Source organism: Chryseobacterium paludis, from assembly GCF_025403485.1.
Lineage (GTDB): Bacteria > Bacteroidota > Bacteroidia > Flavobacteriales > Weeksellaceae > Chryseobacterium > Chryseobacterium paludis.
Genome location: NZ_CP099966.1, coordinates 4938673 through 4961186, shown reverse-complemented (window position 1 = coordinate 4961186; position 22514 = coordinate 4938673). Strand labels below are relative to the sequence as shown.

24 protein-coding genes are annotated in these 22514 nt (G+C 34.0%); 8 read left to right on the top strand and 16 right to left on the bottom strand.

Annotation, left to right across the window (positions count from 1 at the left end; genetic code table 11):
* The first annotated feature begins 33 nt into the window (after positions 1–33).
* Positions 34–771, top strand: coding sequence for an SDR family oxidoreductase (locus NG806_RS22520; RefSeq protein WP_261511415.1), 738 nt, complete (start codon positions 34–36; stop codon positions 769–771).
* A 100-nt stretch (positions 772–871) separates the two neighbouring features.
* Entirely contained in the window at positions 872–1357 is a 486-nt protein-coding gene (locus tag NG806_RS22515) for a hypothetical protein (protein WP_261511414.1), read from the top strand.
* 252 nt (positions 1358–1609) lie between these two features.
* On the opposite strand, the gene NG806_RS22510 is transcribed toward NG806_RS22515, so the two are convergent.
* On the bottom strand, positions 1610–2053 hold the full coding sequence (locus tag NG806_RS22510; RefSeq protein ID WP_214826253.1) for a hypothetical protein: 444 nt from the start codon (positions 2051–2053) through the stop codon (positions 1610–1612).
* A 430-nt stretch (positions 2054–2483) separates the two neighbouring features.
* Between NG806_RS22510 and NG806_RS22505 the strand changes: the two genes are divergently transcribed.
* Both NG806_RS22505 and NG806_RS22500 read left to right on the top strand, forming a co-directional pair.
* The gene (locus NG806_RS22505; protein WP_261511413.1) at positions 2484–2852 is read left to right on the top strand and encodes a helix-turn-helix domain-containing protein; all 369 of its coding nucleotides are present in this window, start codon (positions 2484–2486) and stop codon (positions 2850–2852) included.
* Positions 2853–2886: 34 nt separating this feature from the next.
* A complete protein-coding gene (locus NG806_RS22500; RefSeq protein WP_261511412.1) occupies positions 2887–3318 on the top strand; it encodes a DUF1801 domain-containing protein in 432 nt (143 codons plus the stop codon).
* Between the two features lie 68 nt (positions 3319–3386).
* Here the strand turns inward: NG806_RS22500 and gldG are convergent, their stop codons facing one another.
* The 5 genes from gldG to kbl form a co-directional block, all read right to left on the bottom strand.
* Entirely contained in the window at positions 3387–5054 is a 1668-nt protein-coding gene (gldG, locus tag NG806_RS22495; RefSeq protein WP_261511411.1) for a gliding motility-associated ABC transporter substrate-binding protein GldG, read from the bottom strand.
* A 4-nt stretch (positions 5055–5058) separates the two neighbouring features.
* Positions 5059–5787, bottom strand: coding sequence for an ABC transporter permease (locus tag NG806_RS22490; RefSeq protein ID WP_214826259.1), 729 nt, complete (start codon positions 5785–5787; stop codon positions 5059–5061).
* A 79-nt stretch (positions 5788–5866) separates the two neighbouring features.
* Positions 5867–6421, bottom strand: coding sequence for a CopD family protein (locus NG806_RS22485; RefSeq protein WP_214826260.1), 555 nt, complete (start codon positions 6419–6421; stop codon positions 5867–5869).
* 66 nt (positions 6422–6487) lie between these two features.
* Positions 6488–7021: a hypothetical protein gene (locus NG806_RS22480; RefSeq protein ID WP_214826261.1), complete on the bottom strand. Its 534-nt coding sequence runs from the start codon at positions 7019–7021 to the stop codon at positions 6488–6490.
* Between the two features lie 19 nt (positions 7022–7040).
* Complete coding sequence (kbl, locus tag NG806_RS22475) at positions 7041–8237, bottom strand: glycine C-acetyltransferase (RefSeq protein WP_214826262.1); 1197 nt, start codon at positions 8235–8237, stop codon at positions 7041–7043.
* A gap of 160 nt (positions 8238–8397) precedes the next feature.
* On the opposite strand from kbl, the gene NG806_RS22470 reads away from it, so the two are divergent.
* The gene (locus NG806_RS22470; protein WP_261511410.1) at positions 8398–9267 is read left to right on the top strand and encodes a cupin-like domain-containing protein; all 870 of its coding nucleotides are present in this window, start codon (positions 8398–8400) and stop codon (positions 9265–9267) included.
* Positions 9268–9330: 63 nt separating this feature from the next.
* Here the strand turns inward: NG806_RS22470 and NG806_RS22465 are convergent, their stop codons facing one another.
* A complete protein-coding gene (locus NG806_RS22465) occupies positions 9331–9906 on the bottom strand; it encodes a dihydrofolate reductase family protein (protein WP_261511409.1) in 576 nt (191 codons plus the stop codon).
* Between the two features lie 396 nt (positions 9907–10302).
* Here NG806_RS22465 and NG806_RS22460 point away from each other — a divergent pair, with 396 nt between their 5' ends.
* Together NG806_RS22460 and NG806_RS22455 are read left to right on the top strand one after the other, a co-directional pair.
* Positions 10303–10647, top strand: coding sequence for a helix-turn-helix domain-containing protein (locus NG806_RS22460; RefSeq protein WP_261511408.1), 345 nt, complete (start codon positions 10303–10305; stop codon positions 10645–10647).
* On the top strand, positions 10644–11081 hold the full coding sequence (locus NG806_RS22455) for a hypothetical protein (protein WP_261511407.1): 438 nt from the start codon (positions 10644–10646) through the stop codon (positions 11079–11081). Before NG806_RS22460 ends, NG806_RS22455 begins: the two co-directional genes overlap by 4 nt.
* Before the next feature lie 34 nt (positions 11082–11115).
* Here NG806_RS22455 and NG806_RS22450 read toward each other — a convergent pair whose 3' ends face one another.
* The 8 genes from NG806_RS22450 to priA all read right to left on the bottom strand — a co-directional run bounded on the left by NG806_RS22450 (position 11116) and on the right by priA (position 20656).
* The gene (locus NG806_RS22450) at positions 11116–11457 is read right to left on the bottom strand and encodes a 6TM ABC transporter family protein (protein WP_261511406.1); all 342 of its coding nucleotides are present in this window, start codon (positions 11455–11457) and stop codon (positions 11116–11118) included.
* Between the two features lie 6 nt (positions 11458–11463).
* The gene (locus tag NG806_RS22445; protein WP_261511405.1) at positions 11464–11766 is read right to left on the bottom strand and encodes a hypothetical protein; all 303 of its coding nucleotides are present in this window, start codon (positions 11764–11766) and stop codon (positions 11464–11466) included.
* A gap of 559 nt (positions 11767–12325) precedes the next feature.
* The gene (locus NG806_RS22440; RefSeq protein ID WP_261511404.1) at positions 12326–12844 is read right to left on the bottom strand and encodes a hypothetical protein; all 519 of its coding nucleotides are present in this window, start codon (positions 12842–12844) and stop codon (positions 12326–12328) included.
* 57 nt (positions 12845–12901) lie between these two features.
* Positions 12902–13246 carry a hypothetical protein gene (locus NG806_RS22435; protein ID WP_261511403.1) on the bottom strand — a complete coding sequence of 115 codons (345 nt, stop codon included), beginning with the start codon at positions 13244–13246 and terminating at the stop codon, positions 12902–12904.
* Positions 13247–13518: 272 nt separating this feature from the next.
* Entirely contained in the window at positions 13519–14433 is a 915-nt protein-coding gene (locus tag NG806_RS22430) for a T9SS-dependent choice-of-anchor J family protein (RefSeq protein ID WP_261511402.1), read from the bottom strand.
* 128 nt (positions 14434–14561) lie between these two features.
* Entirely contained in the window at positions 14562–16415 is a 1854-nt protein-coding gene (locus NG806_RS22425) for a M1 family metallopeptidase (RefSeq protein WP_251040495.1), read from the bottom strand.
* A 159-nt stretch (positions 16416–16574) separates the two neighbouring features.
* Positions 16575–18047 (bottom strand): D-alanyl-D-alanine carboxypeptidase/D-alanyl-D-alanine endopeptidase, encoded by a 1473-nt coding sequence (gene dacB, locus NG806_RS22420; RefSeq protein WP_261511401.1) that lies wholly within the window; start codon positions 18045–18047, stop codon positions 16575–16577.
* Between the two features lie 161 nt (positions 18048–18208).
* Positions 18209–20656, bottom strand: coding sequence for a replication restart helicase PriA (gene priA, locus NG806_RS22415; protein ID WP_261511400.1), 2448 nt, complete (start codon positions 20654–20656; stop codon positions 18209–18211).
* A gap of 104 nt (positions 20657–20760) precedes the next feature.
* Here priA and NG806_RS22410 point away from each other — a divergent pair, with 104 nt between their 5' ends.
* Positions 20761–21510 carry a sulfite exporter TauE/SafE family protein gene (locus NG806_RS22410; RefSeq protein WP_261511399.1) on the top strand — a complete coding sequence of 250 codons (750 nt, stop codon included), beginning with the start codon at positions 20761–20763 and terminating at the stop codon, positions 21508–21510.
* Here the strand turns inward: NG806_RS22410 and NG806_RS22405 are convergent, their stop codons facing one another.
* Complete coding sequence (locus NG806_RS22405; protein ID WP_261511398.1) at positions 21511–22419, bottom strand: AEC family transporter; 909 nt, start codon at positions 22417–22419, stop codon at positions 21511–21513. It lies immediately after the preceding gene.
* Between the last annotated feature and the right edge of the window lie 95 nt (positions 22420–22514).

Here is a 22514-nt window from a genome sequence, read left to right as displayed (position 1 = left end):
TTGACCTTTACATTATTAAATAAAAACAAGAAAATGAAATCAGTATTAATAACAGGAGCCAACAGAAGTATTGGCCTTGAAATAACAAAACAACTTTCAGCAAAAGGATTATTCGTTTACTTAGGGAGTCGTAATCTCGAAAAAGGAGAAGCCGTAGTAGAGGAACTTAATCAAAATGGGTATCAGAATATCAAAGCCATTGAAATCGATGTTACCAATCCCGATTCAGTCGCTGCAGCTAAGAATATTGTAGAAAAAGAACAGGGAAAACTGGATATCCTGATCAATAATGCAGGTATCTTAGGAACCAACCCTCAAACGGCATCAGAGACCTCGATCAAAGAGATCCAAAATGTATTTGACACCAATTTCTTTGGAGTAATCACTGTTACACAGGCTTTTTTAGATTTACTTAAAAAATCTGACAGTCCGAGAATCAGTAACATTACCTCGGGACTTGGTTCTTTAACCCTACACAGCGATCCTACCTGGAAATATTACAATTTTAAAACAGCAGGATACGGAACATCAAAAGCAGCTTTAAATGCTTACACTATTGTATTAGCGTATGAATTAAAAGATCTTCCTTTTAAAGTCAATGTAATTGATCCCGGTTATACCGCAACTGATTTCAATGCCCACAGTGGTCCGGGTTCTGTAGAAAGCGCCGCATCTTTCATTATTAAACACACGCTGACTGATGAAAATGCCCCGACAGGACAATTTTACAGTAATGATATTGAAGATGAGATAGGAATTAGTCCGTGGTAATTTTTTGTACCATGTAAAAAGTAATATGTATTAATGATTTTGAGAGAGACCTAAAGGTTTCTCTTTTTTGTTTTATATTTTTGTTGACTAATATAATGCCATGAATTTTTTCAGTAAAATAGAAGTTAAATACATCATCATCCAGATTATTGCATTTAATTTCATTGTTCTTTCACCGCAAGTATTTTCGTATTTAACGGATATGCAACTTTCGCAGCTTTTTCTAAATTCGGCTAATAGTTCCGTGGATTTGGCAGTGTTTTTCGATAAAAATAAGATCGATATACTAAAATTCAATGATCTCATCAATACAATTAGAAATTACCAAATTTATGGATTTGTAATAGGTTGTTTGATTTGCATCTGGATCTCTTCAAAACGAAAAATAAGCTGGTTCAACTCCTTAATGGTTATCATTCTCAGCTTTCTGATCATCTTTCTAAAATATGCTTCATTCCCTTTTAAACCTTTGTATTTTGAAAATTGGTTTAATGATTTTAAAATTTATTTATATTTCAGTGGTTCTTTATTTTTATTAATAAGTTTGTCGCTGTTTTACTTAAGTTATAAGGTGAAGCTCAACTAAAATGTAAGATGGTAATTATTTAATAATAATTTCACCAATTTATAAGGTTCTCGGAAACATGTTCTCGATACAAAATGATTTTCCATTCCCAATCATTTCACTCGAACTGACGATGTATACAGATTTCTAAGCGTTGTCGTCACTTCGAGTAGATTTTTGAAGAAAATCGTATCGAGAAGTTTCTACCCCTTGAAGTGATAGAATTCAACATTTTCTAAAATAAAAACACCACATTATTGTGGTGGTGTTTTGCTATTGTTTTATATATTTTTCGTCAATTACTGTTTCAACATATCCTTCTAAATTATATTGCATTAAAGCATCAAAAGGAAATAATTTTGACATTGAATAATTGCGATCTTTATTTATCTTTTTAAATAAATCAACCATACTTTTTAAATCCTCATCAGAATCAAAAGAAAATGCATTGTAAATAGTGTCTTTGTATAACTTAAAATCGACAGAGCTAATTATTTTTTGCTTTTTACTATTATCCCAATTCTTATTTTTAGCTGCTTGTTCTATTTTTCTTTTGCAATATGCCATGAAATAATTTTCAAAATCCGTAGACTCAATTAACTGATCAACTAATATTTTATTATTTGCCGAAGGTTTATTAACTGTTGGAGGATTTACATCTTGTGAAAATAAAAAAGAAGCCATTAATAAAGAAAATGTTAATAATGTTTTCTTCATAAATTTTCATTTTTAATATCTTATAAATTTAAAATTTATTTTGGTAAAGAGCTCCAATAATGAAAAAGGATTCTATCTCGAAAATCTTTGATTTTCAATTTATGTGAACTTCTTATACAGCACTAATGAACTTTAAGAAACTAAAGTGTTCAAAAACTTTTGTGGCTTTTGTAGTTATTTTTTAAACGCAAAGTTTTAGCTACAAACTGCTTTATTATAAGTTTGCAAAGAGTAGCGACGAAGTCGCCGATTAAGTTAGCTTTTGAAAAATCAATTTCATTGATTTAAAGTCTTTATTGCCTTTATATGTATGTATCCAATTTTTCTTTGCGTTAAAAAAACACCTCCTTCCATCTATTAAAAGTAAAACGTAAAAAAAACTGAGTCATTTTTTTTTTATATTTGTACAAAACACGGATACAATCTCATTATGGAAAAGCTACGAAATCTAAGAAAACAGAGAGGATTCTCTCAGGAAAAACTGGCAGGTATCATCGCAACCGATCCTTCCAATTACTCTCGTAAGGAAAGAGGAGAAATAAGAATATATGATGATGAATGGGAAAAGTTGGCGGCAGCTTTAAATGTACCCGTGGAAGAGATAAAAGAAGAAAGGCCAACAGGTATTGTACATAATGATAACTCAACTTTTAGCGACAACTCAAATTCCGGTAATTTTTATAATCAACAATTTAATATTCCAGATTCTGTGATAGAAAATTTACAGGATTATATTAAAGTTTTAAAAGAGCAGATTGAAGCTTTAAAAGAGGAAAATCAGAAGTTAAAATCTAAATAGATCTTTTATTTTCTTATTCTCATAAACTCCCTATATGACAACAGAAGAACAAATCCAAGAATACATCATTAGTCAACCTGGGCAAAAACGCCACGATATGGAAACGTTGCATCAGTACATTCTGCAGGTAATGCCGGACTGTCAATTATGGTTTCTGGATGGTAAAAACGATAAGGGAGAAACGGTTTCCAATCCTAATATCGGATATGGGTTTCATGTCATGAAATATGCTGATGGAAGCACCAGGGATTTTTATCAAATTGGTATTAGTGCCAACACAGCTGGTATTTCTGTTTATGTTCTTGGAATTAATGATAAGAACTATTTACCTCAAACCTATGGAAAAAAAATAGGAAAAGCGAGTGTAACTGGGTATTGTATTAAGTTCAAAGCACTGAAGGATATCAATATTGAAGTGCTTGGGGAGGCGATACGAGATGGAGTTGAGAAAAGCCTGGAGTCATAAAAATAGGTAGACAAAAGTTAATCACAATAAAAAAGAGAAACCCCACAGTTTCTCTTTTTTTATATCATCTAACTAAATTTCCTTTTCCTCAACCAGAAGAACAATCCGCCCAGTAATCCTATGATCACTAGTGGAAGCAGTAAGTTAAACCACTGCCAGTTGGTTTTTTCTTCGGTGATTCGCTGTCTGTCTAATAATCTTTCTTCGATGTTTCGGTTTCTCAATTCCATCAGGTTACTGTCGTCCAAAAGGTAATCTAAAGCATTTCTTAAAAACTGTTCGTTTCCGAATTGCTCATTCGTCATCAGATCCACTCCTAGCGGCAAAGGCTCTCCTTTGATCACTTTATTTCTCCCTACATCACCGTCCGCAATAACGATCATTTTATTGTTAGGGCTCTCACCTTTAAAACCTGGATACGATTTTCTTTCAATCCTTGATGCATATGCAGAAGTAAATTTCCCTTCCAATGCTACGGCAAAGATTTTCGGAGTACTTGGTTTTTCCATTTGTCCCAGACTGTCGACACTTGAAATCTCTTTCAGATCAACATAGTTGGGAACCTGTTTCAATAAAGTTCTTTCACTCGATTCAAAAAGAACTTTGGTTTTAATATTTTTTCTTCCTAAAGTATCAATAGATGTCGGAAATTCAAATTTCACCGGATTGATATTTTTAGTAATCGGATCGTTCTTTTCAGCAATTCCTAATGGGAAATACGGCCATGGAAGGCTTGTATATTGTGGATTACCACTAACCTCTCCTGTTACTAACCTCAACAAAGCAAATTTCTTTACATCTTTTACCAAAGCAGGATTGATCCTGATTCCGTAATTAAAGAAGAAATCCGTCATATTAATATCAACAGGGAAAGGCATTACTTTTTTAGATCTTGTCAGCGTATCCATTTCTGCATTCACCGCATCGATCATCCATAATGTTTTTCCACCATTCATGATGTATTGATCCAGGATCACTTTTTCACCATCTGTAAATGCTTTTCTAGGTTTTGCAATGACTAAGGCGCTCATCTGCTTTAACAAAGGAATATCCGCCGCACTTAGCTCAACCTGATTTTTAGGAATAACCGGTCCGGCATCATAATTTTCTAATGCCAAATGCATGAAACCCTGGAATTCACCGGGACTTAATTCATCCTGATTCACCAAAACCCCTATTTTCTTTCTCTTATCGGTCGCAATATTTTTGATATTGGAAACAAGATTGTATTCTAAATTCTCAATAGATTTCGTCAGCTGCTCATCCGCATTGATGTTCGCCTGCTGTACCACCAACGGGATAGAAACTCCGCCTTTGTTGTATTTAAGCACCGCATACGGAAACAATACGATCTGTGAAACTTTACCATCTTTTACATCCGGAAGAACGGAAGGCTGCATTCCCATAGCCATTAACGTATCCTGAGACATTTTGGTTTTAATGGGATCGATAAATTTAAAATCTATTTTTGGATTGATCTTTCTGAATTCTTCCAGCATAAACTTTGTTTCACTCTGCAGCTGCTTGAAACTTGCCGGGAAATCACCTTCTAAATAAACCTCAACGGTTAAAGGCTTTTTAACCGATTCCAATACTTTAATCGTATTATCAGAAAGGGTGTATCTTTTTTCTTTCGTTAAATCCAATCTGATTCCTGAAATGGCCAAAATAATAACCAATGGCAGGATCACAAACAGTAAAATTCCTAATGGAGACTTGAATGATATCTTCTTCATAATTCTACTTCTTTTTATTGATAAAATGATTGGACAATACTAACGAAACACCAATGATGAAAACAAAATAGGCTACATCTTTAAAGTCAATCAGCCCTCTTGTAAATCCAAGAAAATGCTGATAAAAACCTATATTCTGTAAGATAAAATCGGCTCCGCCTAATAATTTATAACTCGCTAACTGTTCGATTCCGAAATACATGATAAAGCACATGAAAACACCCAACAAGTAAGCCATGATCTGATTCTGAGAAAGCGATGAAGCTAAAATTCCAACTCCCGAAAAAGCGGCAATAAGCATGATCAACCCAATATAACTTCCGAAAGTCATTCCCAGGTCAATGTTTCCTTCAGGAACTCCTAAAACATACACGGTATACAGATAGATCAGTGAAGGAATCAGGCATAAGATCCCAACTACCCAAACGGAAAGAAACTTTCCCAATACCAAATCTGAGACTTTTAAAGGCTGTGAGAACAACCAGTTTAAAGTTCCGGTCTGTTGTTCTTCTGCAAATGTTTTCATGGAAAGTGCAGGAATAATGAACATCAATAACCAAGGGACTAAAACAAAATAGCTCTGTAAAGAGGCCATTCCGATCTCAAAGATATTAGAATCGTTATCGAAAAAAAACAAAAAAAGAGTCGCTATCAGACTGAAAGCTGCGATGATGATCCACGCACTCCAGTTCCCGAAGTAACTCCAAAGTTCTTTTTTAAAAATTGCAATCATAGTTTTATTTAGGGTTTAGGTAATAGGTTGCAGAGCAAAAATTACCTTATCAATTATATTTTAATCTATTGTTGGGGGATTAAGATTTTTTCTTTTTGTTTTTATTGACCAGTTTTACGGTCATCATGATTAAAAATACAAGAACGAAAAATCCGGTAATTAATTGCCACCAGTATTCGATCACTGAAGATTTTAAAATAACCGTGAAGACCACCAGAAATAAAATGAAGGTAGCAATCTCATTTGCCTGTCTCAGTTTTATATTCGCCGTTTCCAAAGTATTTCCATTCAGGGCTTTTAATTGAAGTACCTTTTTCCAACACCAGTAATGGTAAATCGCAAGACCTATCAGGAAAGTGAGTTTTAAATGAAACCAAGGCGTTTTCATTAACCCTGTATTAAGACAGATCATGACTAATCCACAAACGGTCATAATAACTCCTGCAGGAACCGTAATAATATTCCACAGCCTTCTCGCCATGAATGTATACTGTTCTCTTAAGATCTTCTTCTTCTCTTCAGCAAATTCATCGGTATCTTTATAGTAAACAAATAGTCTTACGAGATAAAAAATTCCCGCAAAATAACTGACCATAAAAATAATGTGCAGCGCCTTGATTATTGTGTAAAGCATTTTAAACTTTTCTATTTTTTTTAGGAACTAATCACCTTTTTCATCAGTGCACTCTAGTTTTTATATCTACTTCGTTACCACAGTATCTGTACTATCTGGATCCGGTTTTAACATGATTCTTTTTGCGCCCAACTTGGTATAATACTTTTCCATTTTATTCAAATGGTCATCGCTGGTTTCTTTTCCTTTAATATTATACCCATAATCACTCCAGATTCGGATATAAAAAAGATCTTTAACCAAAACCCTGTAATTGGGTTGTTCAAAGTTTTTGGTAAGATACTCATCCAAGTCTTTCTTTGAACCGAACTGATACACATAAACGCCACCATCATTCAGTTCATCTGTTGGACTGTAGTAAGGAAACGCGTACAGCTTTTTAATTTTTGGGGCAATATCCTGATTGGCAATTTTTGAAATGATACCGGGATTATCTGTTACAAATGGTACCTGGGTAATCCCGATAGATTTCATTTCTTTATTTATTTTTACAGGCTGCATTCCCTGAAGCTCAACATTTTTAAGATCAAAATCCATAATATTCTGAGCAGAAAAACTTTGAAAACAGATAAAACCGATAATCAAAAGTATATTTTTCATAAGCCTGTATTTTTTTGTTTTAAGAAATCACACTCAGCTCTTTCCCCACTTTTTCAAAAGCAGCGATTGCTTTATCCAAATGTGCTCTTGTATGAGCTGCAGAAAGCTGAACTCTTATTCTAGCTTTTCCTTTCGGAACTACAGGATAGAAGAATCCGATTACATAAATTCCTTCATCCATTAGTTTCTCTGCCATCTTCTGAGCCAAAGGCGCATCGTATAACATAACCGGAACAATTGCTGCATCACCATCAGGAATATCAAAACCTTTAGCTTTCATTTCTTTTCTGAAATATTCTGCATTTTCCATTACCTGATCACGAAGTGAAGTATCGTCGGAGATCATATCTAACACTTTCAATGCTGCACCTACGATTCCAGGAGCTAATGAGTTTGAAAATAAATATGGACGGGAACGCTGTCTCAACATATCAATGATCTCTTTTTTACCGGAAGTAAATCCACCCAATGCTCCACCTAATGCTTTTCCTAAAGTAGAAGTAATAATGTCTACTCTACCCATTACTTCATTGGCTTCGTGTGTTCCACGGCCTGTTTTCCCAATGAAACCGGTTGCGTGAGAATCATCCACCATTACTAAAGCTCCATATTTATCGGCAAGATCACAAACACCTTTCAGGTCAGCAACGATACCATCCATTGAGAAAACCCCATCGGTAACGATAATGGTAAATCGGTGATTTTTTTCAGAAGCTGCAATCAACTGAGCTTCCAGATCCTGCATATTATTGTTTTTATAACGGTATCTCGCTGCCTTACAAAGACGAACCCCATCGATAATAGAAGCGTGATTCAGTTCATCTGAAATAATAGCATCTTCTTCTGTAAATAACGGTTCGAAAACACCACCGTTCGCATCAAAACAAGCTGCATACAAGATCGTGTCCTCTAATCCTAAAAACTGAGCAATCTTTTCTTCCAATTGCTTATGAATATCTTGAGTTCCACAGATAAAACGAACAGACGACATCCCATATCCATGAGATCCTATCATATCCTGAGAAGCTTTCATCACTTCCGGATTGTTGGATAATCCCAAATAATTATTCGCACAGAAGTTTAACAGCTTTTTACCATTAGCTTCTATTTCCGCACTTTGCTGAGAAGTAATGATTCTTTCTCTCTTGTAAAGCCCGTCGTTTTCAATATTTTTAAGTTCGTTCTGTAAATTTTGAAGATATTTTTCAGAGATCATTTTTAGTAATTTTTTAGATGCGCTAATTTAGTAAAAAGGCGGTAAACTATCCTATTTTATGATTCTTATTCTAAAAAATTGAGGTAAAACATTCATTTTAACAAATAGTCTACTAATTTAGTAGGATAATAATTTTATATTTGTCCTTTAAATTCTAAAAATGAAATTAACAACGGTACAAAAAGTTAGAAAAATACCCTCCAGAAACTTCCTGAATTTATATATGAAACCTTGCGTGCCTGTTATCCTGGAAGATTTTGTAGATCCGGAAAGTCCGGCTTTTAAAAAATGGAATTATGATTATTTTAAAGAGATTGCAGGGAATCATCTGGTCAATATTTATGGCAGTGATTTGGAATCTTTAGACAGAGTGGCCAGTAAACCTATTTCACAAACCCCTTTTTCTGAATACCTGAATCTGATCAGTACCCAACCTACCGAACAGAGACTCTTCCTTTTTAATCTCCTAACGATAAAACCGGAAATGAAAAGTGACATTCATTACAACGATGTCACCAATGGCAAAATTTTAAAATGGCTTCCGTTTATGTTCTTTGGAGGTAAAGGATCCATCACCAGAAATCACATCGACATTGATATGTCCCACGTTTTCATTACTCAATTTCAAGGCATCAAAAAAATATGGCTGTTTCCATGGGAACAATCGAGTCTGATGTACAAATTACCTTATAATTTTCATAGTTTAGCCAATATCAAAGAACCCGACTATAATGAATTTCCTGCTCTGAAATACGTAAATGGTTACGAAGCGATCATTCATCCCGGCGAAACGCTTTATATTCCTTCCGGATGGTGGCATTATATCCAATATGAAACAGAAGGGTATTCTGTTTCGATAAGAGCCCTGCCGTCCAGCTTGCTCGAGAAGTGGCGGGGTTTTAAAAATCTTGTGATGATCAGGCATTTCGATAATGCCATGCGGAATTTGTTTAAAGAAAGATGGTTTAAATTTAAAGTGGGAAAAGCACATAGGAAAGCGAAAAGAGCAGTTTCAAAAATCTCAAGATAAAATAAAAGCCTTCGTAATGAAGGCTTGTTTTCTATGTTCCAATTTCCAGTTTTTATTCAACTGTTATTGATTTTCCTTAACCGGAAGGTATTTATTAAGTACTTTCCCACTATTAAGGGCAAGGGAACTTTCTAATTTTAAAACTTTTCTCCCATTAAAAACAGGAAGTCCTTTTCCAATGGCAACCGGATTAACGATGATATAGTATTCATCAATAAGATCCTTATCGATCAAAGAACTTACAAAATCAGCACCTCCATACACCAAAATATCTTTACCGGATTCTTTTTTTAGAGCTTCTACCCTAGAAACCAAATCTCCGTTTTCTACTTCTAAGTTCCTGCCAGTAATATCTGTTTCCGTTTTGCTAAAAGCAATCTTACGCATATCAACGATCAGTTTTGCTAAAGCATTCGTTGGATTATCCGGTAGATTATCTGCTACATTTTCCCAGTGATCAATAAACTCCCGCGCCATTTTTCGTCCCATTAAAAGTGTATCACTGGTCTCAGCCAGTTCAACGATTTTTTGAAAGCCAATGGGATCCGGTGGGCTTAGCCATACCCAATCCTGCTCGCCATTAGGACCAGCCACAAAGCCATCAATGGTCATTTGCATCTGTAATTTTAATTTTCTCATATGAATTATTTTTAGTGATTGTGTAAGTTGTTGTTATTTGTTGCATTACAAATTTAGGATTTTAAGAAACATATAAGAAGATGTTATTTGTGTTTTATTTTTAATTCTTTTAGTAATATATAAACAAAATGCCACACGAAAGGATTCGTGCGGCAGCGAGGGGTTCAAGGTTGTAATGACGAAGGACTGAGGATAAACGTAAATGGTGTTTGATGGTGGAGATTTCCAGTGATTAAAAATTTTTGAAAAAAAGTTTTATATACCTTATTGAGTACAAAGACATACTATAAAATCTATTTTGCAAAAATTATTAGATTTTTATTTACCTTATAAAGTATTTATATTTGCTTGTTATTAATAAAATACAGTGGTTTAATACCTTAAAAGATATAAGCAATGGATACTTTCGGTAAAAAATTAAGAGAATGCAGAGAAGCCAAAAGCCTTCCCCAAAAGGATTTGGCAGGGATTTTAAATACTTCTTATTCTGTAATTGGGAAGTATGAGCGTGATGAGATGATTCCTTCTATTGAAGTGGCTAAAAATATTGCTAAGATTTTAGGAACTACAGTTGGTTATCTTCTGGAAGAGACAGAGGATGTAAACATCTTTAAAGATCCTGCAATGCTCAACCGTTTCAACGACATCGAAAAGCTCGATCCTGAAATTAAAAAACATCTGCTTTCTGTAGTAGATGGATTTATTCAAGCTCTTAAAATTAAAAATATTGCTGCATTATGAAAAAGTATATTTTAATACTGATTCCTTTTCTTTTTATAGGATGTAGTTACGATAAAATCTATGAAAATAGAGAAGAGGATAGACAAGACGCCCAAAAAATTATTAATAAATTTTATTTTTTAGTAAAAGAAGATAATAAAAAAGAGCTTTTTAAATTATTTAGTAATCGTTTTTTTAAGGAAGTAGGAAAAGAAAGATTTGAACAAATTTTAGATAAAACAGATAATGATTTTGGAAAAGTAAAAGATTATGAACTTACAGATAGCTGGACACACATAATTAAGGGATCTAATCCCATCTCCAAATATGAACTTTCATATCTTGTTACAAGAAATTCCACTCAAACAAAAGAATATTTTAGACTGCAAAAAGAAAATGATTCAATTAAAATAATTTCTTATCGACTTGATTTTGATATTATACCAAAAAAATAAAAGCGGAAAAATCTCCGCTTTTATTTTTTGTTTATTATAATCTATATCTATGATTAATAATACTATCTTTTTTATGGATACTGAATATTAGTTCACCTTTCCTCTTCACAATAGTATCACCAGCTTGTATTTGATCTTTATATGAACTCCACCACCTGTTATGGTGATTACACTCACAAGATTTGTTAGTTAAAGGATTATAGCCTTTAGCTCTAAACATCTCAGAAGTATATGATGAAGGAGGTGTTTCTACAACTAAAATACATTCTTCCTCTGCAAGTCTCTTTGCATTACTTTGATGATCTATACGGTTTGTAAAAATGAAGAAGATCAACACAATTACTAAACATATAATTAAACTTATTCTTTGTTTCATCTTTAATTAAATTGAGGGGGAATGTTTAACATTTTTACGAAGCCAACTTCCAATTGCTGATGGAGCGTTATTAACTTTCTGAGTTATATCAGTTGTATTTGTTCTTGAAACTCCTGCATCATAACCAGTTCCTAAATTAAAACTTGTAGCCTGAGTTCCATAATCAGCACGCCTTATATTATCATCATTTGCGCTAAAACTATGAGAACCTCCATAAAAAACAGAGCCGGAAAATTCTGTAGAATAACCTGTAGCACCCTCAAAAACGTTAGTATATTTTGCTCCATCTTTCTCTCCATATGCATTCATTTGAAAAACTGAAAAACCAATATCACCAGGACTTGCCCCTGCTACCGCACGAATCCTTTCGTGTGGTTAAAATATTATCAATCAAACATTCTAAAAACCACAATCTTATCCAAAAGTTCCTTTTCTCCTCGCTATCACGCTCGTTACCAACTCTCACTTGCAAATTTAAACGATAATATAATAAAAGACCTAAGAACTCTACTTTCTTGGATCTTTTATAATTTGTAAACCAATTTTATTCGGACACGAGCGGGACGCTCGCGTAAGCTAGGGGATTTTTATAACTTGATAAAATTAGTTTCTTATCATGTAAATAGTAGGGAATATTGCAAACAAACAATCCAGGAATGGTTTTTCCTAGATTGTTTGTTTAGCTCAAAATCATAGACTTTGCGAAGCTAGCAGCTGGATGGAGTACCACACGAAATGATTCGTGCGGTAGCGGGGGATCATCCCTTGCTTCAAATCTTTGTAGTACCTCAGTCTATATTTTACTATCAAGAGAATAGACCTAAACCCCAATGTTCGTAATTTATTATATAAAGTGAAACAAGTAGCTTTATCGTTTATATTGACTTACAATCACAAACTTTGTGTTGCTACTTTTTTTAAATATAAATCCAACACTTCCATTCGTGACTTTTTTGTAATAAAACAGGCTATTATTTTGCATTATAGTTAAAGTATCAATATTAGGGATACTATACAAAGATTTATCAGGGTAAAAGTTTCTTCCATCATACAGGTGTCTTATATTTGTTCTGTATTTTTCGCTTAAAAAATTACAATCACTATCGTTAAAATAAGGTAATTTAAATTCCTCCTTTTCAGGATTTAAAATTATTATTTTGTTCTTAGAAATACGATATTTCTTTTTAAAGATTATATTTTTGAATTGATCATCAATATTGGTACAGTTAAATATACTTTTTATAATAAGATTATTTTTATCTAATATTTGAATAGATACTTTTCTATTATTATTTTCATAAATGTATTCATCTCCAATTATTGGCAAATATTGGCTTTTGCAAGAAATGAACATAATAAATGTAATTAAAATCATTGTAGTTTGCATCTTAAACTTTAATCTTTTTATTTGCTTTTGTCATAGAATACACCAGTAGAGGGATCTTTATTCTAAACCAAATTTATCTTCATAATTTAGCCTCTCAATTTTACTTAAATTTTTAATTACAACCTCTAAAGACCCTTTAGGTTTTAGTATTGAATCTCCGATTTCTATCTTGTCTTCCCAGTCTCTGTAAATAATTATACTATCCTTTTCTCCATACACAATATATGGAATACCGTGATTTTCAAAATCAATTGTTTCTTTATACACTATTGATTTTATTTCCCGCTGCTTCATCTCATCTAAAAAGTTATCCCGTTTATTGGAAGGAAAAATAAATTTATATAAAATTATTATAGCAATAGTAATTAGAATTATTAGTAAATTTCTATTCCTATTTGTCATTTTATAATTATTTTTTGTCTGGTTTAAAAAATCTAGTATTTGTCCTAGTCATTGGTACCCCCGCTGGCACGAGCGTCACGCTCGTTACCTCTTCTTGCATTGCAAATTTAAAGCAAAATATAATGAAAGATACGCGAAATTTTACTTCCTAGATCCATTTATAAATTGCTAGCCTACTTTTTTGAGAGATTATAAGAGTTATTAAATAAAAAAAGCCTTCATTTTAAGAAGGCTTTCGTATTGAGTTTTCAAAGCTATTTATTTCTTTCAAGCTATTTCTTAATAAATTTGCCTGTATATTTTGAGTCTTTTGTTAGAATATTCACAATATAATTACCACTTGTCAAAGCCGAAACATCAATTACAGAATGGCTCTTATCAATAACATTAGATTTCACTACCTGAACTGCCTTTCCTGACATATCATAGATTGAAATAGCTGTTATTTGCTGATCATTTTTTAGACTTACATTCAGTTCTTTATCAGCTATTGTAGGATAAACTGATAGACTTTTCTTTGTTTCTACTTCGTTGGTTGCCAATGTAGTTCTTGTTACTGCAAAAGTATCAACTCCTATAATATTTGAATTGGCTCCATCAGGTCCACCATCAGTAACAAAATAACGGAAAGCCATTCTCATACTGGTATCTGCAGCTAATCCGGTAACTGTATAAGAATATTGAGTCCAGGTTAAAGGATATCCATTTACAGCTGTTGTATTTGTCGTCAGGTTTGGATTAACAGAAACTGCCAAATTCGTGAAAGAACCCACCCCAGTCTCTCCCGCGGGGATTGTTGAAGCTGCTCCCTGATCACTTAATCTAAACTCCAATCTATCAGGAAAATTTCCTGAAGTTCCTCCTTTTCTTGTGTAAAACGAGATTACGTCACCATTTTTTACAGTAATTGGTGGTGTAATTAACCAATTGCTTATAGTACCACTCCCATCTACACTATTAAAATTACATAATGTAAAAGAAGTAGCACCGCCAGCTTGCCCACCACCGGCAAACGCAGTACCTCCACCCTGCGCCCATAAACTTAATCCTGCTGGATTACTTTGATTAGTTGTAGTCCAGCCCGCAGCTGCTAAAGTACTGAAAGTATCGAAACCCTGGCTAAAAATAACCTGAGAATACGCTATCAAATTGCTAAGCAAAGACAGCAATAGTAAAATTTTTTTCATAACATTTTCATTTATTTGTTATATCAAATTTAACTATTATTTTCAATAATTAAATATTTTTCAATAAAAATGTTACATTTAATCAAAATATCGCATTTCATTAAAAACACGATATTCTGATTAATTTTTTACTCCTTCACAAACTTAATATTCCTTTCTTTTATTTTAAATACATACACTCCTGGAATTAATTCAGCAACATTAATAGATTTACCAGGTTGATAAATTCCTGTTTTCACCAATCTTCCTTCAGCTGAATAGATGATAAAATCTGTTGGCTTATCTATTCCTTTAAAGTATAATTCGTTTTTAGCCGGATTTGGATACAGTGCAAATTGATCTTTCTCAAAATCCTGAGTACTTAAAGTATTATCATTTGTTACTGTAGAGTTGTTCTCTAAAATCTGATACTCATAATTGAACTGTACACTGGCAATAGGAAATGGTACAGATTCTACAAAATACTGATTATTTGAAGTATTATTTAAAACAAGATAGGCCACCTGACCTGCAGTACCATTTACTTTTATTGGAAGCGGCATTTCATAAAAGCTTACCGAAGCATTGCTTTGAGTCTGCCCTACCTTAATCGTTATAGTCTGATTCGAAGACTGCCTCCATCGGATATCATAGGTTGGGTATCCCTCGCCATACACCCAATCATTGAAAAATCCAGTAAAATCTCTACCTGTAGATTGCAATAAAGAAGCAGTCAGATCTGCAGTTTTCGCATAATTATAGGCTAAATTCGGTCTGGAGTGATATTCTTTAATGGCCTGATAAAAAGTAGCATCACCTAAAATCCATTTCAACATTCTAAGAATATACCCTCCTTTTGCATAAGACAATCTTCCACTGAAAATAGTTCCTTGACTTCCCAGGTTAGCATCAGCCACATATGTACTTCCTCCAGGAGCACTTGTAACGTAATCTTTCTGATCTTCCAGATAATCCATAAATTGAGATTGGGTCATCAATAATTTTTCATTCGCAAGATGTTCTCCAAATGTTGCAAACCCCTCATTCAACCATATATCATTCCATGAACCACAGGTTACCTTATCACCAAACCATTGGTGTGCCAGCTCATGAGCAATAACCGATCTTCCCCAACTACTCATAGAAGACATTGTCTGATGCTCCATACAGACACCCCCATATTGAAACTCCATATGCCCATACTTTTCATTGCGAAAAGGATATGGACCAAAATAAGTTTCAAAGGTATTCATGATCTGCTTTGTCCATTCTATATTAGACATTACAGCTGGATTATTTATTGTGGTAGGATATACATAATTTACAAAAGGAAACGGGGGATTTCCCATTGTATCATTCAGTTTAACAAAATTTGTAATTGCAAGAGCCACCAGATAAGCACTGGTAGGATACATAGTTCTCCAGAATGTTAGTTTTTTGCTATTTGGAAGTGCTATCTCAGACATAAATTTTCCATTGGCTGCTACACTGTATTGATTCGGAGTGGTTATTTTAAAATCAAAACGATCAATCTTATCATTAAGACTTTGTTTTGTTGGAAACCAGTCTTGTGCTCCATAAGGCTCGCTTAATGTAGAAACAATTAGACTACCGTTTTGTGAACCTGTAGAAAATGCACTATTAGCGGTATCAGGTGGACCTGAATATTGTATTGTTAAAGAATCTAATACATTCGCCGGAAGAGAAGCTGGAAAATCAATCTTCACTTCTTTCGTAGCTAACTGCTGGAAATTAAGATTATTCCCATGGTATTTCACTTGAGAAACCGTCAGAGTATTGGCAAGATCAAAATAGATACTGGCCATACTTTGATTGGGTTTAAAATGTGAAGTAACAGAGCCAGAAATAGTATAGATAGCAGGATCTAAACTCACATCCATTCTTTGATACTGCAAATCATAATTTAATGTATTAGGATTGACATTTGGAGCGGTCATCTTTTGAGTAAAGGATTTCATTTCTTTTGCTATTAATCCTTTCATTTCAACATTTTGATTTTGACTACGCAATGATTCAAACGAAATAATGCACAAAATTACCAGATAGAGTTTTTTCATTTTTAAATTTATAATATGGTCAAAGATAAAAAAAACCTTCTAATCATTGATTAAAAGGTTCTTATGATATTTAATTAAATATTTTTAAAGATCTAATGCTGGTTCCAAGAGCTTTTCCATTCTTTTCTTCACCATATCTACAGATCCTGCGTAATTATTAACCATCAAAGAGAAAACCAGTGTTTTCCCTGAGTTCGTTTTCATGTAGCCAGCTAATGTTTTTACTTTATTTAAAGTTCCGGTTTTAGCAAAAATTTGTCCATTCCCGGTTCCTATAAACATTCTTTTTAAAGTTCCTGACTGCCCACCTACCGGAAGTGAAGTCAAATAGGTCTTATAGTATTTCTGCTCCATTAAAGAAGTTAAAAACTTTGCCTGTGAAATTGGAGTAACCGTATTATTTCTTGAAAGCCCACTTCCATCTATATAGCTTAAACCATTAATATCAAAAGCGTTTTCTCTTAAATGGGTTGTTACTACAGTTCTCCCTGATTCTGAAGTCTGATCTCCCAACTTCTGAAAACCTACTGTTTTCAATAAGGCTTCAGCTAATGAATTATCACTATGTTGGTTGGTATAATAAATAATATCACCTAAAGTAGGTGACTTATACGCTGAAATCAATTTTCTGCTCTCAGGTGTAGGATCTGTCATTCTAGGAGTTACTTTTCCTGTAACAGCCACACCACTTTTTACCATAGAAGCTCTTAAAGTATTAGCTAAATAAGCAGGAGCATCAGGCAGTTTGGTTGTCAATATACCTTCCCCTTCATATTTATCTGCATACACCATTTGATTGGCATAAGGAGAAACATAAAAATACTTTTTATCAGAAGAGAAAGAACCCGCTTTTTTCACAATCAGTTTTTCGTTTGCCGGACTGATTTCACGAGTGGTTCCTACAGGCAGATAGTAATTATTATTCTCTAGCCAAACAACATTTTCCGGAAGCCTCGCAATATTACCTTTGAAAAGCGCTGTCTGAATAATAATATCACCATTTACCTTTTTGATTCCTTCATGTGAAATTCCACTTAGGAAATCTGAAACGATCTCTCTATATGATAAAGCTCCACCTTTATTAGTCCCAAGGGACGGATCTCCGCTTCCTACCACATAAAGATTACCATTTAAAACTCCATTTTCATCTATACTTCCTGAATATTCCAACTGCGTCATCCAACGATAGTTTTCCCCTAACAGGTTTAAAGCTGTTTCAGTGGTTAACAATTTCGTTGTAGAAGCCGGAACTAAAGGAGTATTTTCATTGTACGAAGAAATTACTTTCTTAGTTTTCGGGTCATACACTACAAATCCCCACTCCGCATTTTTGAGTACGGGATCCGACACCATTGTGTTTACATTAATATCTACAAGTTCTTTAGCCGACAAAATCGTCCTCTCAACCACCGAAGTTACCGGAGAAGGTAAATTTAAATTCGTTTTTTGATTGTCGTAAGCCTGAGAATAAAGAACAGTAGAAACGGTAGATTGAGCAAGGAAAAACCCAGAAGCCAATACCGCTACACTTGAAATATATTTTCTGAAATTTACCATCTATCTTAGTATTTGTTTTTATGCCTGTCTCATAAAAAACGATTAGTTATAACCATCCAATAAAAGAGCCAAACAATTAATCAACGACCAAAAGTAGAAAATATTGTTAGAAATCAGACCATTATAATCTAATAAAAGCCTATAAATTTTGTTAAAAATTGTTAAAAATCCACGAAAACGTCTTTTTTGATGCTTTGGTAAGCAGTAATTTCATCGAAATCTTTCAAACTTAGCAAAACTTGATTCTTATACTTTTCATAGTTTTTACCTCGGGGAAGCTTCAGTAAAATCTGAAACTGATATAGATTATTGATTCGTGCAATTTGAGATCTTTCCGGACCTAAAACACATTCTTCAGGAAGATATTTTCTTAATACAGAACCTAAAAACTGAGATGCCCGATTTACTTTATCTTCTTTTCTATGTTTAAGCTCGATCATAATAAGCTTTGTAAAAGGTGGATAATGAAATTTCTGACGTTCTTTTAAAAAATAATAATAGATCTTAGAAACCTTATTCATTTTGAGCAGCTGAAAAACAGAATGTTCGGGATTAAAGGTCTGGATATAGATCTTACCCTTCCCGGAAACTCTTCCTGCTCTTCCTGCAACCTGCGTAATCAACTGAAAAGCGCGCTCTTCTGCTCTAAAATCCTGAACATATAATAAGGAATCAGCCTTCGGAATGGCTACCAATTCGATATGATCGAAATCCAGCCCTTTAGAGATCATTTGTGTACCTACAACGATATCCGTTTCGCGGTCTTCTATTTTTTCATATAATTTCTCATAGGCAAATTTCTTCCGCATAGAATCAACATCCATCCTATCCACTTCATTATCCGGGAATAATTTAGAAACTTCTTCATGAATCTGCTCAACACCTACTCCCCTTTCATTTAGATTTTCGGAATGACATTTTGGACAGGCTTTTGGTTTGGAAGCCCGCTGACCACAATAATGGCACTTCATTTCGTTAGCCGCTTTATGGTAGGTCATAACCACATCACAATTGGAGCAATAATTAACATATCCACAAGATTCACACTCTAAAACATTAGCATAACCCCGGCGATTGTGAAGAATCATCGCCTGGTTTCTTTCTTCTAATGTTTTTTTTATCTCATCAATCAACTGTAAAGAGAAATTTCCGGAAACTTTTTTAGAATCCTGGGCTTCTTTAAAATTAATCAATTCAAACTCAGGAAGCTGGACATTTCCAAATCTTTCATTAAGGAAAATATACTTCATTTTCTCTTTTCGAGCCAGATAATAACTCTCGACGGAAGGGGTGGCAGAACCTAAAATCACCCGTGCATCATAGAAACTCCCAAATATCAGGGCAGAATCTTTAGCATTAAAATATGGTGATACCTCTCTCGCTTTGTAAGCAGAATCGTGTTCTTCATCTACAATAACCAATCCTATGTTCTGATATGGCAGGAATAAAGCATTCCTTGTTCCAATAAGAATCTGAATATCATTATTTTTAATTCTTCGCCAAACTTCTACCTTTTCGAAATCGGTTAATTTCTGATGATAGAACCCTAGTTTTCTTCCGTATTTTTTTTCAAGCCTCTGCGTAATTTGTTTTGTCAGGGAAATTTCAGGAAGTAAAAACAATACATTTTTACCATTATTTACACATTCTTCTATTTTCTCTAAATAAATATGAGTCTTCCCAGAAGAAGTTACCCCATGAAGCAATACGTTTCTCTTTTCTTCAAAAGCTTCGTCAACCTCTTCTTTTGCTACTTTCTGAGATTCAGAAAGCTCCTCTATCTCTTCAATTTCTCCTTCATAGCTTTCTAATCTGTCTTTTTGCAAATAATATTCTTCAACAAAATTCTTATCTATCAGTGGCTTTAAATGAGAATGTCCAAAAGTGCCATCTTCAAAAAGATCAGATTTTTTGATAAAGCTATCCGGGCTTTCTGTCTGTTGAGATAAAATAATTAAAAAAAGGTCTTTTTGCTTAGGTGCTTTATTCAACTTTGCCAAGATGGCTGTAAGACTTTCATTATCTAAAAGATCTTTATTGATCTTCACATAAGCTACTTCTTTGGCTTTATATTTTTCACCTATTTTTTCATCAATCTCTATATATTGAAGATCAATTAATGAATTGATGGTTTTAATAATATCTTTTTTGGGAATAAATGCTTCCAGATCAGTAAGGTTAATAAGCTGTCTTACTTCAAGTGCCTGGATAAGATACATTTCGTTAACGTCCAGATTTTCAAAATCAACCGTTACATTAGGTTTTAATTTTAAATAAGTTTCACTTTCCAATTTCAAAGAGGATGGAAATGCAAAACGATAGATCTCACCCAAACTGCATAAATAATATCCTGAAAGCCAGTTCCAGAAATCAATTTGTTCCTTTGGCAATATTGGAAACTCATCTAAAATACTGATAACCTCTCTTGGTATAAACCCTTCCGGTTCAATATCATGAATTTCAAAAACAATTCCAGTATAGATCTTTTTTCCACGAAATGGCACCAAAACCCTCATTCCCGTTTGTATTGCAGGCATTAGCTCTTCAGGTACTTTGTAAGTGAAAGAACCTTTTAAATTTAATGGTAAAACAATTTGGGCGTATCGCAAGAGAAATAATTAAAGTGTAAAATTAAATCATTCTTTACAGAACTGCAATTTTTTATTCGTGATTCCATGTTCTGTACCTTATCTTTGTTAATCATTCTTTGTTCATGGAAAATTATATCCTGTTATTTTTTATTGGACTCATGGCTGGAGCGATCAATGCGGCAGCAGGAGGCGGATCGTTTATTACTTTCCCGGCGCTTATTTATGCAGGGGTTCCTCCCATTCAGGCCAATGCATCAAGTACGGTTGCCTTATTTCCCGGAAGCCTGGCCAGTGCCTGGAAATTCAAAGAATATATTAAGCCTTTTCCTGATATTTCAATCACCGCAATGATCATCCTTACTTTGTTAGGGGGCTGTGCGGGAGGTCTATTGTTGTTATATACCCCATCAAGTGGTTTTAATCTCGTTGTTCCCTGGTTGCTTTTACTAGGTTCTCTGGCCTTTGCATTTGGAAAACAAGCTGGTAACTGGCTTAGAAAAAGAATGCATATTGGTGCTGGTTTGGTACTTGGAGCACAATTTCTTTTAGGAATATATGGCGGTTATTTTGGTGGAGCAGTTGGAATTATGATGATGGCTGTTTGGGCATTATTCGGATTATCGGATATTAAGGTTATTAATGCCAATAAGACTCTTTTTACAGGAATAGCTAATGCTGTGGCAGTTATTCTGTTTATTTGGGCAGGAAAAGTATACTGGCCTGAAACCTGTACCATGATGATGGCAACAATTCTGGGAGGCTATTTTGGGGCACATTTTACAAAAAAACTCGATCCTGCGAAATTAAGAATGGGAATCGTTATTTTTAATTTTATAATTACTACAGTTTTCTTTATCAAAACATATCTTTAATTAAAAGAACATTTCAATTATTCTATACCAGACAGCAGTTGTTAAAAACCCTACGATAATACTGAAACCAATGGTCAAATTAGTTAGTTTGGTATTGAGTCTAAACTGCTCAACAATAATACTTGAAGTAACAACAGTAGGCATAGCTGCTTCGAAAATAGTAATTTTAGCAACATCTCCTTTTATTCCTAATAACAGGGCCAATCCCAAAACAATAGCTGGTGCTAAAATTAACTTATATAACATGGAAACCGACATTTGAGGGATAAGTTTTTTCCAACCGTTGAATTTAAGTTGCAATCCTACAGAAAACAAAGCTAATGGGCTCACCGTTGCTGCTAATTTGTCAAACAATGGTTCTGCCACTGTAAAATCAATAAACTGAGAAAGAATGATTGCACTTATACATCCTACCAATGGCGGAAAGGTGATCAGCCTTTTTAAAATAAACTGAGCACCAACCTTTCCTGAGGTGCTCCCGCCTTTTACTGCTGCAATAATTCCTAAAGTCGAAAGACTGAAAAACATGGTCTGATCACAAATTACAGCAATACTTAAAAGACGCTCTCCATAAAAAGCACTGATCAAAGGAAAGCCGATAAAAGAAGTATTACTATATCCACTAATGAGTTCCATCGTACTTTGCGAACGCCTTGAATACCCTTTTTTCATACTATAAACCGCCATAAAAACAAAACAGAACACAGCAATAAGAAATGTAGCAACAATAGGAAAAAGCATTTCCAGTGTCCAATGAACTTTCGGCAAATATTTGAATGAAACCGCTGGAAGAGCAAGGTAGAGGATCCAGGTATTGATCCCTTTGTGAGCATCAGGATGGATGGATTTAGTTGCTTTCAATAGCATTCCAGCCAAAATACATACCGCGATCAAAACAAAATTCACCATAATTGTGTTGGACTATCTCGCAAATTTAAGGTTGATTTTTTAGTTGACCGTGAAAATCAATCTATTTTTTATTGATATGCTATGCGATGGCTATT

What these genes read in the sequence shown, in the direction of transcription:
- NG806_RS22520 (WP_261511415.1), top strand. Translation starts at nt 34, where the DNA reads ATGAAATCAGTATTAATAACAGGAGCCAACAGAAGTATTGGCCTTGAA.
- NG806_RS22515 (WP_261511414.1), top strand. Translation starts at nt 872, where the DNA reads ATGAATTTTTTCAGTAAAATAGAAGTTAAATACATCATCATCCAGATT.
- NG806_RS22510 (WP_214826253.1), bottom strand. Translation starts at nt 2,053, where the DNA reads ATGAAGAAAACATTATTAACATTTTCTTTATTAATGGCTTCTTTTTTA.
- NG806_RS22505 (WP_261511413.1), top strand. Translation starts at nt 2,484, where the DNA reads ATGGAAAAGCTACGAAATCTAAGAAAACAGAGAGGATTCTCTCAGGAA.
- NG806_RS22500 (WP_261511412.1), top strand. Translation starts at nt 2,887, where the DNA reads ATGACAACAGAAGAACAAATCCAAGAATACATCATTAGTCAACCTGGG.
- gldG (WP_261511411.1), bottom strand. Translation starts at nt 5,054, where the DNA reads ATGAAGAAGATATCATTCAAGTCTCCATTAGGAATTTTACTGTTTGTG.
- NG806_RS22490 (WP_214826259.1), bottom strand. Translation starts at nt 5,787, where the DNA reads ATGATTGCAATTTTTAAAAAAGAACTTTGGAGTTACTTCGGGAACTGG.
- NG806_RS22485 (WP_214826260.1), bottom strand. Translation starts at nt 6,421, where the DNA reads ATGCTTTACACAATAATCAAGGCGCTGCACATTATTTTTATGGTCAGT.
- NG806_RS22480 (WP_214826261.1), bottom strand. Translation starts at nt 7,021, where the DNA reads ATGAAAAATATACTTTTGATTATCGGTTTTATCTGTTTTCAAAGTTTT.
- kbl (WP_214826262.1), bottom strand. Translation starts at nt 8,237, where the DNA reads ATGATCTCTGAAAAATATCTTCAAAATTTACAGAACGAACTTAAAAAT.
- NG806_RS22470 (WP_261511410.1), top strand. Translation starts at nt 8,398, where the DNA reads ATGAAATTAACAACGGTACAAAAAGTTAGAAAAATACCCTCCAGAAAC.
- NG806_RS22465 (WP_261511409.1), bottom strand. Translation starts at nt 9,906, where the DNA reads ATGAGAAAATTAAAATTACAGATGCAAATGACCATTGATGGCTTTGTG.
- NG806_RS22460 (WP_261511408.1), top strand. Translation starts at nt 10,303, where the DNA reads ATGGATACTTTCGGTAAAAAATTAAGAGAATGCAGAGAAGCCAAAAGC.
- NG806_RS22455 (WP_261511407.1), top strand. Translation starts at nt 10,644, where the DNA reads ATGAAAAAGTATATTTTAATACTGATTCCTTTTCTTTTTATAGGATGT.
- NG806_RS22450 (WP_261511406.1), bottom strand. Translation starts at nt 11,457, where the DNA reads ATGAAACAAAGAATAAGTTTAATTATATGTTTAGTAATTGTGTTGATC.
- NG806_RS22445 (WP_261511405.1), bottom strand. Translation starts at nt 11,766, where the DNA reads ATGAATGCATATGGAGAGAAAGATGGAGCAAAATATACTAACGTTTTT.
- NG806_RS22440 (WP_261511404.1), bottom strand. Translation starts at nt 12,844, where the DNA reads ATGCAAACTACAATGATTTTAATTACATTTATTATGTTCATTTCTTGC.
- NG806_RS22435 (WP_261511403.1), bottom strand. Translation starts at nt 13,246, where the DNA reads ATGACAAATAGGAATAGAAATTTACTAATAATTCTAATTACTATTGCT.
- NG806_RS22430 (WP_261511402.1), bottom strand. Translation starts at nt 14,433, where the DNA reads ATGAAAAAAATTTTACTATTGCTGTCTTTGCTTAGCAATTTGATAGCG.
- NG806_RS22425 (WP_251040495.1), bottom strand. Translation starts at nt 16,415, where the DNA reads ATGAAAGGATTAATAGCAAAAGAAATGAAATCCTTTACTCAAAAGATG.
- dacB (WP_261511401.1), bottom strand. Translation starts at nt 18,047, where the DNA reads ATGGTAAATTTCAGAAAATATATTTCAAGTGTAGCGGTATTGGCTTCT.
- NG806_RS22410 (WP_261511399.1), top strand. Translation starts at nt 20,761, where the DNA reads ATGGAAAATTATATCCTGTTATTTTTTATTGGACTCATGGCTGGAGCG.
- NG806_RS22405 (WP_261511398.1), bottom strand. Translation starts at nt 22,419, where the DNA reads ATGGTGAATTTTGTTTTGATCGCGGTATGTATTTTGGCTGGAATGCTA.